Source organism: Photobacterium halotolerans DSM 18316 (assembly GCF_000425165.1).
Classification (GTDB): domain Bacteria; phylum Pseudomonadota; class Gammaproteobacteria; order Enterobacterales; family Vibrionaceae; genus Photobacterium; species Photobacterium halotolerans.
Map to the genome: position 1 here is coordinate 45,826 of NZ_AULG01000027.1, position 14,741 is coordinate 60,566.

15 protein-coding genes are annotated in these 14,741 nt (G+C 53.1%); 7 read left to right on the forward strand and 8 right to left on the reverse strand.

The features are described from left to right. Positions 1 to 10 precede the first annotated feature (10 nt). The 5 genes from H511_RS0107805 to rplU form a co-directional block, all read right to left on the reverse strand. Positions 11 to 484 (reverse strand): threonine/serine exporter family protein, encoded by a 474-nt coding sequence (locus H511_RS0107805; RefSeq protein ID WP_027251809.1) that lies wholly within the window; start codon positions 482 to 484, stop codon positions 11 to 13. Continuing rightward, on the reverse strand, positions 481 to 1,260 hold the full coding sequence (locus H511_RS0107810; RefSeq protein ID WP_027251810.1) for a threonine/serine exporter family protein: 780 nt from the start codon (positions 1,258 to 1,260) through the stop codon (positions 481 to 483). Before H511_RS0107810 ends, H511_RS0107805 begins: the two co-directional genes overlap by 4 nt. A 114-nt stretch (positions 1,261 to 1,374) precedes the next feature. Beyond that, positions 1,375 to 2,556, reverse strand: a complete 1,182-nt coding sequence (gene cgtA / locus H511_RS0107815; protein ID WP_027251811.1) for an Obg family GTPase CgtA — start codon at positions 2,554 to 2,556, stop codon at positions 1,375 to 1,377. 189 nt (positions 2,557 to 2,745) lie between these two features. Next, positions 2,746 to 3,006, reverse strand: a complete 261-nt coding sequence (rpmA, locus tag H511_RS0107820) for a 50S ribosomal protein L27 (RefSeq protein WP_027251812.1) — start codon at positions 3,004 to 3,006, stop codon at positions 2,746 to 2,748. 18 nt (positions 3,007 to 3,024) lie between these two features. Continuing rightward, the gene (gene rplU, locus H511_RS0107825) at positions 3,025 to 3,336 is read right to left on the reverse strand and encodes a 50S ribosomal protein L21 (RefSeq protein ID WP_027251813.1); all 312 of its coding nucleotides are present in this window, start codon (positions 3,334 to 3,336) and stop codon (positions 3,025 to 3,027) included. Between the two features lie 277 nt (positions 3,337 to 3,613). Here rplU and ispB point away from each other — a divergent pair, with 277 nt between their 5' ends. Together ispB and H511_RS0107835 are read left to right on the forward strand one after the other, a co-directional pair. Continuing rightward, positions 3,614 to 4,585 carry an octaprenyl diphosphate synthase gene (ispB, locus tag H511_RS0107830; RefSeq protein ID WP_027251814.1) on the forward strand — a complete coding sequence of 324 codons (972 nt, stop codon included), beginning with the start codon at positions 3,614 to 3,616 and terminating at the stop codon, positions 4,583 to 4,585. Positions 4,586 to 4,833: 248 nt separating this feature from the next. Then, positions 4,834 to 5,025 carry a hypothetical protein gene (locus H511_RS0107835; RefSeq protein ID WP_027251815.1) on the forward strand — a complete coding sequence of 64 codons (192 nt, stop codon included), beginning with the start codon at positions 4,834 to 4,836 and terminating at the stop codon, positions 5,023 to 5,025. Between the two features lie 100 nt (positions 5,026 to 5,125). On the opposite strand, the gene mdh is transcribed toward H511_RS0107835, so the two are convergent. Beyond that, positions 5,126 to 6,064 (reverse strand): malate dehydrogenase, encoded by a 939-nt coding sequence (gene mdh, locus H511_RS0107840; protein WP_027251816.1) that lies wholly within the window; start codon positions 6,062 to 6,064, stop codon positions 5,126 to 5,128. A 371-nt stretch (positions 6,065 to 6,435) separates the two neighbouring features. Here mdh and argR point away from each other — a divergent pair, with 371 nt between their 5' ends. The 4 genes from argR (at position 6,436) to H511_RS0107860 (ending at position 11,433) form a co-directional block, all read left to right on the forward strand. Further along, a complete protein-coding gene (gene argR, locus H511_RS0107845) occupies positions 6,436 to 6,906 on the forward strand; it encodes a transcriptional regulator ArgR (RefSeq protein ID WP_027251817.1) in 471 nt (156 codons plus the stop codon). Between the two features lie 282 nt (positions 6,907 to 7,188). Continuing rightward, a complete protein-coding gene (locus H511_RS0107850) occupies positions 7,189 to 8,157 on the forward strand; it encodes a TAXI family TRAP transporter solute-binding subunit (protein WP_027251818.1) in 969 nt (322 codons plus the stop codon). A gap of 160 nt (positions 8,158 to 8,317) precedes the next feature. Continuing rightward, positions 8,318 to 10,921, forward strand: a complete 2,604-nt coding sequence (locus H511_RS22845; protein ID WP_051287989.1) for a TRAP transporter permease — start codon at positions 8,318 to 8,320, stop codon at positions 10,919 to 10,921. A gap of 71 nt (positions 10,922 to 10,992) precedes the next feature. Further along, on the forward strand, positions 10,993 to 11,433 hold the full coding sequence (locus tag H511_RS0107860) for a universal stress protein (RefSeq protein WP_027251819.1): 441 nt from the start codon (positions 10,993 to 10,995) through the stop codon (positions 11,431 to 11,433). Position 11,434: 1 nt separating this feature from the next. Here H511_RS0107860 and H511_RS0107865 read toward each other — a convergent pair whose 3' ends face one another. Together H511_RS0107865 and mpl are read right to left on the reverse strand one after the other, a co-directional pair. Next, on the reverse strand, positions 11,435 to 12,055 hold the full coding sequence (locus H511_RS0107865) for a flavin prenyltransferase UbiX (protein WP_027251820.1): 621 nt from the start codon (positions 12,053 to 12,055) through the stop codon (positions 11,435 to 11,437). Next, positions 12,045 to 13,415 carry a UDP-N-acetylmuramate:L-alanyl-gamma-D-glutamyl-meso-diaminopimelate ligase gene (gene mpl, locus H511_RS0107870; RefSeq protein WP_027251821.1) on the reverse strand — a complete coding sequence of 457 codons (1,371 nt, stop codon included), beginning with the start codon at positions 13,413 to 13,415 and terminating at the stop codon, positions 12,045 to 12,047. The genes H511_RS0107865 and mpl overlap by 11 nt, the downstream gene beginning before the upstream one ends. Before the next feature lie 193 nt (positions 13,416 to 13,608). Between mpl and fbp the strand changes: the two genes are divergently transcribed. Beyond that, positions 13,609 to 14,625: a class 1 fructose-bisphosphatase gene (fbp, locus tag H511_RS0107875; RefSeq protein WP_027251822.1), complete on the forward strand. Its 1,017-nt coding sequence runs from the start codon at positions 13,609 to 13,611 to the stop codon at positions 14,623 to 14,625. Positions 14,626 to 14,741 lie beyond the last annotated feature (116 nt).

Sequence of the window (14,741 nt, forward strand, 5' to 3'; positions counted from 1 at the left end):
CGACTCCCTTTTAAATCACTGGTCGGCGACGATAAAACATTAAGCCGGGCATTGCCAGCCCTATGGCCAGCGCTGCCACGGTAAAGGCTGCGGTGATCCCGTTTTCGGCCATACGCTGCCAGATCTCAGGAGAAAAGCCATGCTGATTGAGATCCACCAGCGCAATCATGGTCTTAAAAGCATAAACACCGGGCACCATAGGGATCACGGCCGCCACGGTGAACACATGCGGCGGCGCCAGCAGCCGGCGCGACCCGATAATTCCTGTTATCCCGACCAGCAAAGCGGCAAAGAAGCTCGCCCATTCAATCGGCATGCCCTGATGCATGAGCACAAAACGACAGCCGTGACCGAGCGCCCCCGCCATGGCGCAGTACTTCAGCGCCCTGACCGGCACATTAAAGACCATAGCAAACCCGACAGCCGGGATCGCCGCCAGCACCATGTCTGCAGGCAGCGCGTACAGCCATTGCCAGAACGTCATACCAGCCACCCCCAGACATTAAACAGGTTCATCGCCGCCACTATGCCCAGGCTGGTCGACAAGGTCAGCAGACTGGCCATTACCCAACGGGAAATGCCCAGATTCACGAAACCTGACACCATGTCGGCGACCGCATTAATCAGCGGAAAACCCGGCACCAGCAATAATACCGATGATGCCATTGCCAGAAAGGGCTGATTGCCAAGCTCGAACAAAGGGGCAAACGCTGAGACAGCCGTCGCGACAAACGCGGCGGCAGCAAAGGTCAGCAGCGGATTGAAATGATGGTGCGCCATCATCAGGCGCAGCGCCATGGCGGCAGATGCGGCGAACAAGGTAATCAGGGCCACCGTCAGATCACCACCGGCCAGAAGACAGAATGCAGCGCAGGACAGACCGATCATCAGGATCACCAGCAGCGGCGGATAGCGCTGGGGCTCAATGGCAGACAGACGCTTCGACATGGCCGCAGGATCCAGCAGCCCCTTTTCCGCCATGATACACAAATGATGGATCCGGGTGACAACCGCCATATTGATCCCATGATCCCGGCAGCGGCGCGTAGTCGTCAGGCAATGCCCTTCCACATGCACAGTGACCACAATGGCATTGGCGGTCAGCGCAATGTTGACCTCATCCACCCCCAGCGCCAGGCCGACACGCTGGCTGACATCCACCACCACCGCCGATTCCGCGCCATGCTGTAACAGCCGCTGGCCCACCTGAGCGACTATCCGGGCAATCTCCCGTTCCGTTTTCACTGTAACCGGCTGCATCCTGACTCCCTCAGAGCTTTTTCTGTTGATCATTATCTCCGACAAGAGAAAGATCAATTTGATGAGGCACAAAAAAACCGCTCCAAAGAGCGGTTTTTCACATCAGACGGCCAGTTACGGCTTGTAAATGATTTCGACGTCGTAATCGTCTTCGTTCCAATCATCCCAGTCGTCATCATCGTCGTCATCGCTTTTCGCAGCACTTTTCTTCAGTTGCTGCTCGTGGTAATCGTCCCACTTGAAATCGACTTTGGTTTCTTCGGTTTCGTCCTCTTCGACCAGAGCCTGAGGAATGGAGTCAATCAAATCCATCAGCTCATAGGTCAATGGCTTAATACCGGTACGGTTCAGGGCAGAAATACAGAAGTATTTCTCCTCCCATGCCAGTGCTTCCAGCACTTCCTCGATTTTCGCCTGAGCTTCCTCTTCCTGCAGCAGATCAACTTTGTTAAAGATGATCCAACGCGGCTTGTTCAGCAGCTTCTCGCTGTACTGCTCCAGCTCATTGAGGATAGTGAAGGCGTTTTCCACCGGATCCGAACCGTCTGCCGGCAGCAGATCGATCATGTGCAGCAGCACACGGCAACGCTCCAGGTGTTTCAGGAAGCGAATCCCCAGGCCGGCACCGTCGGCAGCACCTTCGATCAGACCGGGAATATCAGCGACCACGAAACTGCGCTCGCTATCGACCCGTACCACACCCAGGCTAGGCACTAAGGTGGTAAACGGATAATCCGCCACTTTTGGCTTAGCGGCCGATACAGCGCGGATAAAGGTCGATTTACCGGCATTCGGCAAACCCAGCATGCCGACGTCCGCCAGCAGCAGCAGCTCCAGGCGCAGGTGACGAATCTCACCTTTGGTGCCCATCGTCTTCTGGCGCGGTGCACGGTTGACCGAGGACTTGAACCGGGTGTTACCCAAACCGTGGAAACCGCCTTTGGCGACCATGATCTTCATGCCGTGCTGGGTCAGATCAGCGATCACTTCACCGGTTTCTTCGTCCACGGCACGCGTACCCACAGGGACAGACAGTACCCGGTCATCGCCTCGCTTACCGGTACAGTTACCACCGCGGCCGTTTTCGCCGCGCTCAGCTGCATGAAAACGTTCGAAACGGTAATCGATCAGCGTGTTGAGGTTTTCATCGGCCAGCAGGTATACATCACCGCCGTCACCGCCGTCACCGCCGTCAGGCCCACCTTTGGGGACATATTTTTCACGGCGGAAGCTGACAGTACCGTTGCCGCCATCACCTGCATCCACCCGGATTACCGCTTCATCTACAAATTTCATCTTATTCTCCGCACTCTGGCGTTCACTTCGCCAGCCAGGAGTCACCACCTGACTGTCTTTATTGTAATACCAATCGGAATAATTCTCAGGGCTTTACACACCCGCAGGCACTCAAACTGATATTGTCCTGTGCCATAACAAAAAGCCCCGCCAATAGGCAGGGCTTTCACGTTCTTAACGAAACTGAACTTATTCAGCAGATTCGATAGAAACGAATTTACGGTTTTTAGGACCTTTCACTTCGAATTTCACTTTGCCATCAGTCAGAGCGAACAGAGTGTGGTCTTTACCCAAACCTACGTTGTTACCAGCGTGGAACTTAGTACCACGTTGACGAACGATGATGTTACCTGCCAGTACAGATTCGCCACCGAAACGCTTAACACCTAGGCGTTTACTTTCTGAGTCACGGCCGTTACGAGTAGAACCGCCAGCTTTTTTGTGTGCCATCTCTAAACTCTCCTATTATTAAGCGCTGATGCCAGTAATTTTGACTTCAGTGAACCACTGACGGTGGCCCATTTGCTTACGAGAATGCTTACGACGACGGAACTTAACGATTTTTACTTTATCGCCGCGACCGTGCGTAACAACTTCAGCAGTCACTTTACCACCCGCAACGAATGGTGCACCAACTGTTACTTCTTCACCGTTGGCAACCAGCAGAACTTTGTCAAATTCAACGTTCGCACCAGTTTCAACGTCCAGTTTTTCCAAGCGTAAGGTTTGGCCTTCGCTTACTCGGTGTTGCTTACCACCACTTTGGAAAACAGCGTACATGTCTTACTCCGCTTATCCGCATAGGCCATTTGCCACGGCAAAATTGGGCAATGGGTATGCGCTTAATCTTGTCATCAATAGGGCGCGAATATTACTGGAAAACACCGAACATGGCAAGCCGTTGGCTAAAGAAAATTGGTGAAAAGCTGCTCAGCAGAAAAAGTCGCCCAAATAGCTGCAATGTAGGTTAGGAAGCCGGGAAGATTTTAGTGTAGTATGCGTGCATAATTCTTATTTTGATTGCGCCGATACGGCTAACAATTTTGCTGGATGTATCATGGATTTCAAAGCTATCCAAGCACTCACCGCTGACGACATGGCGGCGGTTGACGCAAAGATTCAGGCCCAACTCACTTCAGACGTCGCCCTGATCAACCAACTGGGATTTTACATTGTCAGCAGCGGTGGCAAGCGTTTGCGCCCCATTCTGGCAATTCTGGCCGCCCGGGCTCTAGGTTACCAGGGTGAAAAACACATCACCGCAGCGGCATTTATCGAATTTATTCACACCGCCACTTTGCTCCATGACGATGTGGTGGATGAATCTGATATGCGGCGCGGGAAAGCAACCGCCAATGCTGCATTTGGCAATGCCGCCAGCGTACTGGTGGGTGATTATATCTACACCCGCTCCTTCCAGATGATGACCAGCCTGAGATCCTTTAAGATCCTGGACATCATGAGCGAAGCGACCAATGTGATCGCCGAAGGGGAAGTCCAGCAGCTGATGAACTGCAATGATCCTGACACTACCGAAGCCAGCTATATGCAGGTGATCTACTCCAAAACGGCGCGACTGTTTGAAGCGGCGACTCAGGTGGCAGCCATTCTTTCTGATGCACCAGAACAGGTAGAGACAGCCCTGCAGGACTATGGCCGTTATCTTGGTACCGCCTTCCAGCTCATCGACGATGTGCTTGATTACAACGCCGATGGCGAGGAGATGGGCAAGAACGTGGGGGATGATCTGGCGGAAGGTAAACCTACCCTGCCGCTGCTTCACGCCATGCACCACGGTAACCCAGAGCAAACCGCCATGATTCGCGCCGCGATAGAGCAAGGCAACGGGCTGGATAAACTGCAACCGATTCTGGCCTGTATGGAAGAGCACGGCTCTCTGGCTTACACTCAGCAACGTGCTGAAGAAGAAGCAGATAAAGCCATTGCCGCCCTGTCGGTACTTGCTGAAAGCGAATACAAAGATGCGCTGATCGCGGTCGCCCGGCTGTCGGTCAATCGCACCAAATAAACCCGCCCCTTCAGCGAAAACGGCCTGACTCTTGTCGGGCCGTTTTTTGTTGTACTGTCTTGCTGCAATGTCTGGTTACACAGCCTTGTTGTACTCTCTTGTTACATGGCCCCGGCAGCCAAACTGCTCTCACCCGTTTCACTCCCGGACTGGCTCTGCGCCAAGCTCCAATTCTCTTTACGCTATAGTTATACAAGGTAAAGGGAGATCTGTGCCCTGACCGTTTCTTCCCAAGACGGAGGTGACGCATGCAAGCCAGCCAACTGAAAAAGGGAATGTGGGTTGAATACCCGCAGGGGATCGCCGAAGTGATCGAGGTCGATCCGGATCATAATACTGCATTGATCGAGAATCTGAAGGATCATAAAAGGATCCATATCCCGTGCAGTGAACTGACCGACGAGCCCCAGCTGCACAGCGGCTGCGGCGACTATTACTGAGCAATCCCCCTTCAATCCCAGTGCCAGAAACAACAAAGCGGCCGGAGGGCCGCTTTGTTCATTGTCATCAGGCTATGACGGCCTGGTGTCGGGTACGGGCTTATTTTGCCGCGAACTCTTCACCCAGGGCGATATCGCCTTTCAGGGTATCCAGCATGCTGTCCAGGGCATTCTGCTCGAACGCGCTCAGAGTGCCGTAATCCAGCACTTCTTCCACACCGTCTTTGCCCAGACGAACTGGCTGTGCAAAAAAGCGAGCGTGCTGGCCGTTGCCTTCCACGTAAGCGCACTCAACCACATTTTGCTCACCCTGCAGGGCACGCACCAGCGCCAGACCAAAACGGCAAGCCGCCTGACCCATTGACAGAGTGGCAGAACCGCCGCCTGCTTTGGCTTCAACCACTTCCGTACCCGCATTTTGGATGCGAGGAGTCAGTGCTTTCACTTCTTCTTCAGTGAACTCAACACCTTCAACCTGAGACAGCAGAGGCAGGATAGTCACACCTGAGTGGCCGCCGATGACAGGGACATTCACGTCACGCGGATTCAGGCCTTTCAGCTCACCAACAAAGGTTTCAGAGCGGATGATATCCAGCGTAGTCACACCGAACAGCTTACGCTTGTCGTAGACGCCGGCTTTTTTCAGAACGTCTGCCGCGATAGCCACAGTCGTGTTAACCGGGTTAGTGATAATACCGATACAGGCATTTGGACAGACAACCGCAATTTTTTCCGCCAGTGATTTAACAATACCGGCATTGACGTTGAACAGGTCCGCACGGTCCATCCCTGGTTTACGGGCGACGCCGGCAGAGATCAGCACCACATCCGCACCTTCAAGTGCAGGAGTCGGATCTTCACCAGCATAACCTTTGATAGAAACAGGAGTTGGGATGTGGCTCAGATCAGCGGCAACACCAGGGGTAACAGGGGCAATATCATAAAGTGCCAGGTCAGAGCCGGCAGGCAGTTCATTCTTCAGTAGCAGAGCCAAAGCCTGGCCGATACCACCAGCCGCACCAATAACAGCAACTTTCATTTTCGTTCTCCTTTACGATAGAAGTCAGGGTTCATCAGACAGACCCCTTCAGATAGAATTCAGGCCATATACCCAATGTTTCAAACCCTTACTAATGTCTCTCAGTTTCTCGGGCACCAAGACGGTATAGCAAGCCTAAACGAAATACAATCATACCCCCTCAGCTTTGCGATGTTGCGCAGGGAGCAAGTTTGCTTTTCCTTGCGCCGATAAAAGCTAACAACAGTCTCAACAGTGGATTTATTTAATAGTTATGCAGGCGACTAAGCTATTAACAGTAATCTGGTTCCAAGTTCGAATGAACATTGTTTGCTACCAGCTAACAGGTTGTGACAAAATACGGACCCTCTCCCTGTACATGAAATTTACTTATGCGTAGTTCTGATAAACAAGAACGCTTGATAAAAGCATTCAAATCCATACTCAAGGAAGAAAAATTCAGCTCTCAAGGTGAGATTGTCGATGCCTTGAAAGCACAGGGCTTCGATAACATTAATCAGTCGAAAGTGTCACGGATGCTGACCAAATTCGGCGCGGTACGTACCCGCAACGCTAAAATGGAAATGGTGTATTGCCTGCCGGTAGAGTTGGGCGTACCGACCATCAGCAGTCCGTTGAAAGAACTGGTCATGGAGGTGGGTTATAACCATGCCATGGTCGTGATTCACACCGGTCCGGGCGCAGCGCAAGTGATCGCCCGTCTGCTTGACTCACTGGGCCGCGCCGAAGGCATCCTGGGTGTTGTGGCGGGGGATGATACGATTTTCATCACCCCAACCCTGACCACAACCGCTGAGGAACTCTTCGACTCTGTCTGCTCGCTGTTTGATTACAGTAAGTAAGTCAAGCTTCAGGCAACGCCTTCTCCGTTTCACCTGAGAGGGCGTGCTTCTTCCCCCTTCTCCGCCCCGCCTTTTCCCGCTCGGTTACCCCGCTTTGCAGTGGATAGTTATGCTCTGAAATATGGTCAGTTGTCGCAATATCATTACTTTTTCACAAAAAGGTTTTTACATTATTTCAATAATACGCCGATCGTTTGCTATTATCTCTTTGATTTGTTTAAAGCATTGCGGGCCGTGTACCTGCAGTACTGATAAGAATTAACACAACAGGAAGGGATCACAATGGCGTTTACAAAACTGTTAAAAGTCAGCGCACTATCTGCCACCGTTCTTGCCTCAGGATTGGCGCAAGCGGAAGAGTTCATCACCATAGGTACCGGTTCTGTCACCGGTGTGTATTATCCTACCGGCGGTGCTATCTGTAAGCTGGTGAACAACGATCGTAAAACCAATGGCATTCGCTGCTCTGTCGAATCGACCGGCGGGTCCGTATACAACGTGAACACTATGCGTGCCGGTGAACTGGACTTCGGCGTGGTGCAGTCTGACTGGCAATATCACGGCTATAACGGTACCAGTGAGTTTAAAGAATTAGGTCCGTATAAAGAAATGCGGGCTGTTTTCTCTCTGCACACAGAACCGTTCAACATTATTGCCCGTACAGATTCAGGCATTAATAACCTGGATGATCTGAAAGGCAAACGCGTCAATATTGGTAACCCGGGCTCTGGTGATCGCGCCACCATGGAAGTGGTCATGAATACCATGGGCTGGAGCAAAGATGACTTCAAACTGGCGGCCGAGCTGAAAGGTTCTGAGCGTTCCCAGGCCTTGTGTGATAACAAGATCGATGCCTTTGTCTATGTCGTCGGCCATCCAAACGGTTCAATCAAAGAAGCAACCACCTCTTGTGATGCCAAACTGATTCCGGCCACAGGTGCTGCTATCGACAAACTGGTTGCCGATAATCCTTATTATGCAAAATCGACTGTACCGGGCGGCATGTACCGTGGTACCGACAGCGACGTCAACAGCTTTGGTGTTGCCGCGACATTAGTGTCTTCAACCAATGTATCGGATGATGCGGTCTACGCGCTGGTCAAAGCCGTGTTTGAGAACTTCCATGTTTTCACCCGCCTGCATCCCAGCTTCGCCAACCTGAAGAAAGAAGACATGATCAAAGCCGGTATTTCCATCCCATTACATCCGGGCGCTGAGAAGTACTACAAAGAAGTAGGTTTGATCAAATAAGCTAACAGCTGTTCATCCTGCAAAGTGCACCGTCTTGACGGTGCACTTTTTGTCTGTCAGAGCACAAAAATGTCCCCTGTCAGATCAATGAGCCAGACTACAATAAAAACTGAAACCTCAAACAGTTAATAACGGATCGCTCCTGAAATAAGGAAGTAGCATGACAAAAACCAACCATGACGATGTCCAGAACATGGTGGCACAGGCGGATACCGGCGCACGCAGCCCCAGGGGGCTACAGGGACAAATTCTGTGGGTCGTCGCCCTTTGCTGGTCATTGTTCCAGCTTTGGTATGCCTCTCCGCTCCCTTTTATTTTTGATATAGGCATCTTCAACGATACCGAAGCGCGTTCTATCCATTTAGCATTTGCCATTTTTCTGGCTTATACGGCCTTCCCTGCCCTGAAGGGATCACCCAGGGATCACATTCCACTGCAAGATTGGATCCTGGCGCTGCTGGCCAGCTTTTCTGCCGCCTATATCTATCTGTTTTACGAAGTTTTATCAGGGCGTTCCGGCGCACCAACCACGCTGGATGTCGTCACTTCGGTAATAGGGATGCTGTTGCTCCTTGAGGCCACGCGACGTGCACTGGGCCCTCCGCTCATGGTGGTCGCCTCTGTTTTCCTGCTGTACACCTTTGCCGGCCCTTACATGCCGGATGTGATTGCGCACAAAGGTGCCAGCCTCAACAAAGCGATGTCACACTTATGGCTGACTACTGAAGGTGTATTCGGGGTGGCACTGGGGGTCTCTACTGCCTTTGTTTTCCTGTTTGTGCTGTTTGGCTCGATGCTCGAACGGGCGGGTGCAGGCGCTTATTTCATTAAAGTTGCCTTTTCGTTACTTGGCCATATGCGCGGCGGTCCGGCAAAAGCGGCCGTGGTCGCATCCGGTTTGTCCGGCCTGGTATCCGGTTCGTCCATTGCCAACGTGGTGACGACGGGGACCTTTACTATCCCGCTGATGAAACGGGTGGGCTTCCCTGGCTACAAAGCCGGGGCGGTTGAGGTTGCTGCCTCGACCAACGGCCAGCTCACACCGCCCATCATGGGCGCGGCGGCATTTTTGATGGTGGAATATGTCGGTGTCTCTTATGTCGAGGTTATCAAAGCGGCCATACTGCCGGCCCTGATCTCCTACATTGCCCTGCTTTACATTGTCCATTTGGAAGCCTGTAAAGCCGGTATGACAGGCCTGCCCCGCCATTATCAGCCTACCCTGGCGCAAAAGCTGACCTCGTTTGTTGGTACCATAGTCGGCCTGATGGTGCTCAGTGCCATAGTCTATTACGGCATCGGCTGGACCAAAGACGTGTTTGGCGCCGCCGCCACGCCTATCATAGCGGTTGCGATCCTGATCGCGTATGTCGCTCTGGTTCGTCTGGCGGCCAACTATCAGGATCATCTGCTGGAAGATCCGGATCAGGAGCTGACCGAAGTGCCGGATCCCGGCCCGACCGTAAAATCCGGTTTGTACTTCCTGCTGCCCATCGTTGTGCTGGTCTGGTGTCTGACCGTTGAGCGTTTCTCGCCGGGCCTGTCAGCATTCTGGGCAACGGTGTTTATGATTTTCATTCTGCTGACCCAGCGTCCGCTCATGGCCATCTTTACCAAAGAGCAGACGCTGACAGAGGCAGGTAAACAAGGCTGGCACGATCTGCTGGAAAGTCTGGTCACCGGCGGGCGCAATATGATAGGTATCGGTGTTGCCACTGCCGCAGCCGGTATTATCGTGGGCGTGGTGACGCTGACGGGCGTCGGGCTGGTGATGACCGACTTCGTCGAGTTCATCTCTGGCGGCAATATCATACTGATGCTGCTGTTTACCGCCGTGATCAGCCTGATCCTCGGTATGGGGCTGCCCACCACGGCGAACTACATAGTGGTGTCGACCCTGATGGCACCGGTGATTGTCACCCTGGGGGCTGAAAACGGCCTGATCATTCCGCTGCTGGCCGTGCATCTGTTCGTGTTCTATTTCGGTATTCTGGCCGATGATACCCCGCCGGTCGGCCTGGCTGCGTTTGCGGCCGCCGCGATTGCGAAAAGCGATCCTATCCGTACCGGTATTCAGGGTTTCACCTATGATATCCGCACCGCCATCCTGCCCTTTATGTTCATTTTCAATACCCAGCTCTTGCTGATGGACATTGATACCTGGTGGCATCTGTTCCTGACCGTGGTGTCTGCTGTCATTGCCATGCTGACCTTCTCTTCGGCAACCCAGGGATGGTGGTTCACCAAAGTCAAATGGTGGGAAAGCGTTTTGCTACTGCTGATCACTTTCTCACTGTTCCGCCCCGGCTTCTGGTGGGACATGGTCTATCCGCCCAAGTACGACATGCCGGGCACCCTGATTGTCGATGCCGCCGATAAACTGGTCATTGGTGAACCGCTGGAAGTGCAGGCGACAGGCATGGACATGCTGGGCGATGAAGTGACCAAGCACGTGCTGCTGCCGTTTGATAAGCAGGCCGTTGATCCGAATGAAAGAATTGCCTCAACCGGCCTGATGCTCAAACAGGAAGGCGAGAAAATGATCGTTGAACTGGTCGAGTTTGGCAGCCCGGCCGAGCAGGCAGGTATTGATTTTGGCTGGGAGATTGTCACTGTCAGCCTGCCAGCGGCCAGACCAATGAAGGAGTGGGTATTCGTACCTACGCTGGCGCTGCTGGCTGTACTGGGCTGGAATCAGCGCCGAAAAGCCAAACGTGATGCTGCCGTCAAAGGTGAAACACACAAAAATACGGAACAGGACTAAACTCTAGTCAGCACAGTAATTCAGCCACAGGTGCCAATGCGGGCCTGTGGCTGCCTGACAGAGAGGATGCCATGTACACTCACATTCTGGTGCCTGTCGATCTCAATGAGGAAGGCTTTGGTGACAAAGCGGTTGAGCTTGCCGTCTGGCATGCCCGCCAGTCTGACGCTGTTATCCACTTGCTCAACGTCCTGCCGGGCATTCATCTCGCTATGGTGTCCAACTATTTCCCCAAAGATGCCGCGCGCAAAATGCTGCAGGACACCCAGCAAAACCTGAAGCAGTTTGCCGAGCAGCATATTCCCGCCGATGTCCGCCATATTGAAACCGTATCAGAGGGGAAAGTCTGGTCCACCATCGTTGATCATGCCCGCCAGGTGAAAGCGGACCTGATCATTATGCCCAGCCACCAGCGCTCCACGATAGATAAGCTGGTACTGGGTTCAGTGGCGGCCAAAGTGGTGGAAAATGCGCCCGGCAATATCCTGATCATCAAACCAGAAGGGTTATGATTCAGAACGGGCGGTGATCATAGCCCCAGCGCGGAACCAGTCCTTGCTCGACGCCAAGATGATCCAGTATCCGCGCCACCATGAAATCGACCAGATCGTCGATAGACTTCGGCTGATGATAAAAACCGGGGGCGGCCGGCATGATGGTCGCTCCCAGGTTAGAGAGCTTGAGCATATTTTCCAGATGCAGGGAAGAAAACGGGGTTTCCCTGACCACCATCAGCAACTGACCGCGCTCTTTCAGCACCACATCCGCGGCGCGTTCGAGCAAGTTATCTGACAGGCCGTGAGCCACCGAGGCCAGAGTACCCGCAGAGCACGGGCAGACCACCATTTTTTTCGGCGCGGCAGAGCCGGACGCCACCGGAGAAAACCAGTCTTCTTTTCCGCAGACCGTCAGCTTATCGCCCTGATAATTCAGATGCTCTGCCAGTGCCGCCTGTGCCGCTTCGGGCCCGGCAGGCAGTTTCAGGCCGTGCTCGGTCGCCAGCACCACTCTGGCTGCTGAGGAGATCAGCAGATAAACCTGGTAATCGGCCGCGAGCAGGCACTCCAGCAAACGCAGCCCGTACGGGGCACCGGATGCCCCTGTCCAGGCCAGGGTAATACGTTTATCCTGCATCTTGATCTCCCTGTGCCAGGGCGGCAAGCAGCTTGTCATGAATACCACCGAAGCCGCCATTGCTCATCACCAGGATAGTATCGCCAGGACGGGCGGCAGCCACTATGTGTCCGACTAAAGCATCAAGGTCGGCGTCACACACCGACGGCTGCGGACAAAGATCAGCGATGTCCTGTACCGACCAGGGAATCGTGTCCGGCTGAAACAGGAAAACTTCATCCGCCGCTGCCAGTGCCGGGGCCAAATCGGCTTTGTGCACCCCCAGCTTCATGGTGTTCGAGCGCGGCTCCAGCACCGCCAGAATGCGCGATGCACCCACCTTAGCACGCAAGCCGCCCAGAGTCAGTTCCACGGCTGTCGGGTGATGGGCAAAATCGTCATACACTTTAATGCCATTCTGCTCACCTTTCAGCTCCAACCGGCGCCTGGTATTGACAAAACGCGCCAGCGCCTCGCAAGCCAGTTCAGGCAGCACACCGACATGCCGCGCGGCGGCGATCGCCATCAGGGCATTGCTGACGTTGTGATCCCCTATCAGATCCCAGCGCACAGTGCCCACGGTTTTACCGGCAAAGATCACATCAAATTCACTGCCATCCGGCTTATGCTTTCTCGCCTGCCAGTCACCGTGTTCACCACTGTATTCCAGTTCGCTCCAGCAGCCCATCGCCAGCGTTTCAGCAATGGCTGGCACGCCGTGCGGGGCCAGAATCTTGCCTTCCCCCGGCACAGTGCGGATTAAATGATGAAACTGACGCTGAATGGCGGCCAGATCCGGAAAAATATCTGCGTGATCGAACTCCAGATTGTTCATTAACAAGGTACGTGGTCGATAATGAACAAACTTAGAACGCTTATCGAAAAAAGCGCTGTCGTATTCGTCCGCTTCAACAACAAAGAAACAACTCTCGCCTAAGCGTGCGGAAACACCGAAGTTTCCCAGTACGCCGCCCACCAGAAAACCGGGCTGGTAACCACAGTCTTCCAGGATCCAGGTCAGCATACTGGCTGTCGTGGTCTTACCATGGGTACCCGCCACCGCCAACACCCAGCGGTCATGTAACAAAAATTCCTGTAACCATTGCGGGCCGGAGGTATAACGCAGGTTTTTATTCAGCACATACTCAACACATGGATTGCCCCGGCTCATGGCATTACCAATCACCACCAAATCCGGGGCAGGCTCTAGCTGTGAAGGATCATATCCCTGAATAATTTCAATGCCTTGCGACTCCAGCATTGTGCTCATCGGCGGATATACATTGGCATCGCTGCCGGTCACCCTGTGGCCAAGCTGCTTGGCCAGCATGGCGGCCCCGCCCATAAAAGTGCCGCAGATTCCGAGAATATGGATATGCATAACTGTCAGCTCACAAAATAAATATTGGTCACGACCACGCTTCAGTGTTACTTCGTTACCATAAAAAAGATCTTTAGATACAATTGCATCAAACAATAACTGGCCAATGGCCAAGGGTACAGTTCAATTGCCCGAAAAGAGGCATTGTACCGAATATTTATCCCCCCATGACAACACGATGCAAGGATTGTATATGTCCGATATTAGAACCCTTGGCGAGTTCATTGTCGAGAATCAGCATGACTTCCCCCATGCCAGCGGTGAACTGTCTTCTCTATTGGGTTCCATTAAACTGGCGGCCAAAATCGTAAACCGTGAAATCAACAAAGCCGGCTTGGTTGATATCATTGGTGACGTTGGCAGCGAGAATGTCCAAGGTGAAGCCCAAAAGAAACTTGATGTGTATGCCAACGAAAAATTCAAAGCTGCACTGGAAGCCCGCGGTCAGGTCTGCGGTGTGGCCAGCGAAGAAGAAGATGAACTCGTGGTATTCAATAAAGAACTGAACCGCGAAGCAAAGTACGTGGTATTGATGGACCCGCTGGATGGTTCTTCGAACATTGACGTAAACGTTTCCGTCGGAACGATTTTCTCCATTTACCGCCGTGTTACCCCGGTTGGCGGCCCGGCTGAGATCGAAGATTTCCTGCAGCCTGGTGACAAACAAGTGGCGGCGGGTTACATCATTTATGGTTCATCCACCATGCTGGTGTACACCACAGGCAATGGCGTTCATGGTTTCACCTATGATCCGTCACTGGGGGTATTTTGCCTGTCGCACGAAAATATGACGATCCCGGACGATGGCCAAATCTACTCCATCAATGAAGGTAACTATTTCCGCTTCCCGCAAGGTGTGAAAAAGTACATCAAGTTTTGCCAGGAAAACGTACCGGAAGATAACCGCCCTTACACCTCGCGCTATATTGGCTCTCTGGTCGCCGATTTCCACCGCAACTTGTTGAAAGGCGGTATTTACCTGTATCCAAGCACAGCGACCCACCCCAACGGTAAGCTGCGCCTGTTATACGAGTGCAACCCGATGGCATTTTTGATCGAGCAGGCGGGCGGTATTGCCTCTGACGGTAAAAATCGCATCATGACGATCAAACCGACTGAACTGCACCAGCGCGTGCCTTTCTTTGTCGGTTCGACCAAGATGGTTCGCAAAGTGGAAAGCTTCCTGGAAGCCTTCCCGGACGCCGAGTAATCCTGTCACTATGCCCGGTCTCAGCACCGGGCATTTTTCCCGTCTGCCTCCCGCATCTCTCCCTCTTGGTGTTAGAAGCTGTTTTTTTCACAGCGACTGGTTATAATTCCCGGCGA

Bases quoted from the DNA above. Each gene is read 5' to 3' on its own strand.
- fbp (WP_027251822.1), top strand. From the start codon at position 13,609: ATGTCCGATATTAGAACCCTTGGCGAGTTCATTGTCGAGAATCAGCAT.
- argR (WP_027251817.1), top strand. From the start codon at position 6,436: ATGCGTAGTTCTGATAAACAAGAACGCTTGATAAAAGCATTCAAATCC.
- H511_RS0107865 (WP_027251820.1), bottom strand. From the start codon at position 12,055: ATGCAGGATAAACGTATTACCCTGGCCTGGACAGGGGCATCCGGTGCC.
- H511_RS0107810 (WP_027251810.1), bottom strand. From the start codon at position 1,260: ATGCAGCCGGTTACAGTGAAAACGGAACGGGAGATTGCCCGGATAGTC.
- H511_RS0107835 (WP_027251815.1), top strand. From the start codon at position 4,834: ATGCAAGCCAGCCAACTGAAAAAGGGAATGTGGGTTGAATACCCGCAG.
- rpmA (WP_027251812.1), bottom strand. From the start codon at position 3,006: ATGGCACACAAAAAAGCTGGCGGTTCTACTCGTAACGGCCGTGACTCA.
- mpl (WP_027251821.1), bottom strand. From the start codon at position 13,415: ATGCATATCCATATTCTCGGAATCTGCGGCACTTTTATGGGCGGGGCC.
- H511_RS0107805 (WP_027251809.1), bottom strand. From the start codon at position 484: ATGACGTTCTGGCAATGGCTGTACGCGCTGCCTGCAGACATGGTGCTG.
- H511_RS0107860 (WP_027251819.1), top strand. From the start codon at position 10,993: ATGTACACTCACATTCTGGTGCCTGTCGATCTCAATGAGGAAGGCTTT.
- cgtA (WP_027251811.1), bottom strand. From the start codon at position 2,556: ATGAAATTTGTAGATGAAGCGGTAATCCGGGTGGATGCAGGTGATGGC.
- H511_RS0107850 (WP_027251818.1), top strand. From the start codon at position 7,189: ATGGCGTTTACAAAACTGTTAAAAGTCAGCGCACTATCTGCCACCGTT.
- H511_RS22845 (WP_051287989.1), top strand. From the start codon at position 8,318: ATGACAAAAACCAACCATGACGATGTCCAGAACATGGTGGCACAGGCG.
- mdh (WP_027251816.1), bottom strand. From the start codon at position 6,064: ATGAAAGTTGCTGTTATTGGTGCGGCTGGTGGTATCGGCCAGGCTTTG.
- rplU (WP_027251813.1), bottom strand. From the start codon at position 3,336: ATGTACGCTGTTTTCCAAAGTGGTGGTAAGCAACACCGAGTAAGCGAA.
- ispB (WP_027251814.1), top strand. From the start codon at position 3,614: ATGGATTTCAAAGCTATCCAAGCACTCACCGCTGACGACATGGCGGCG.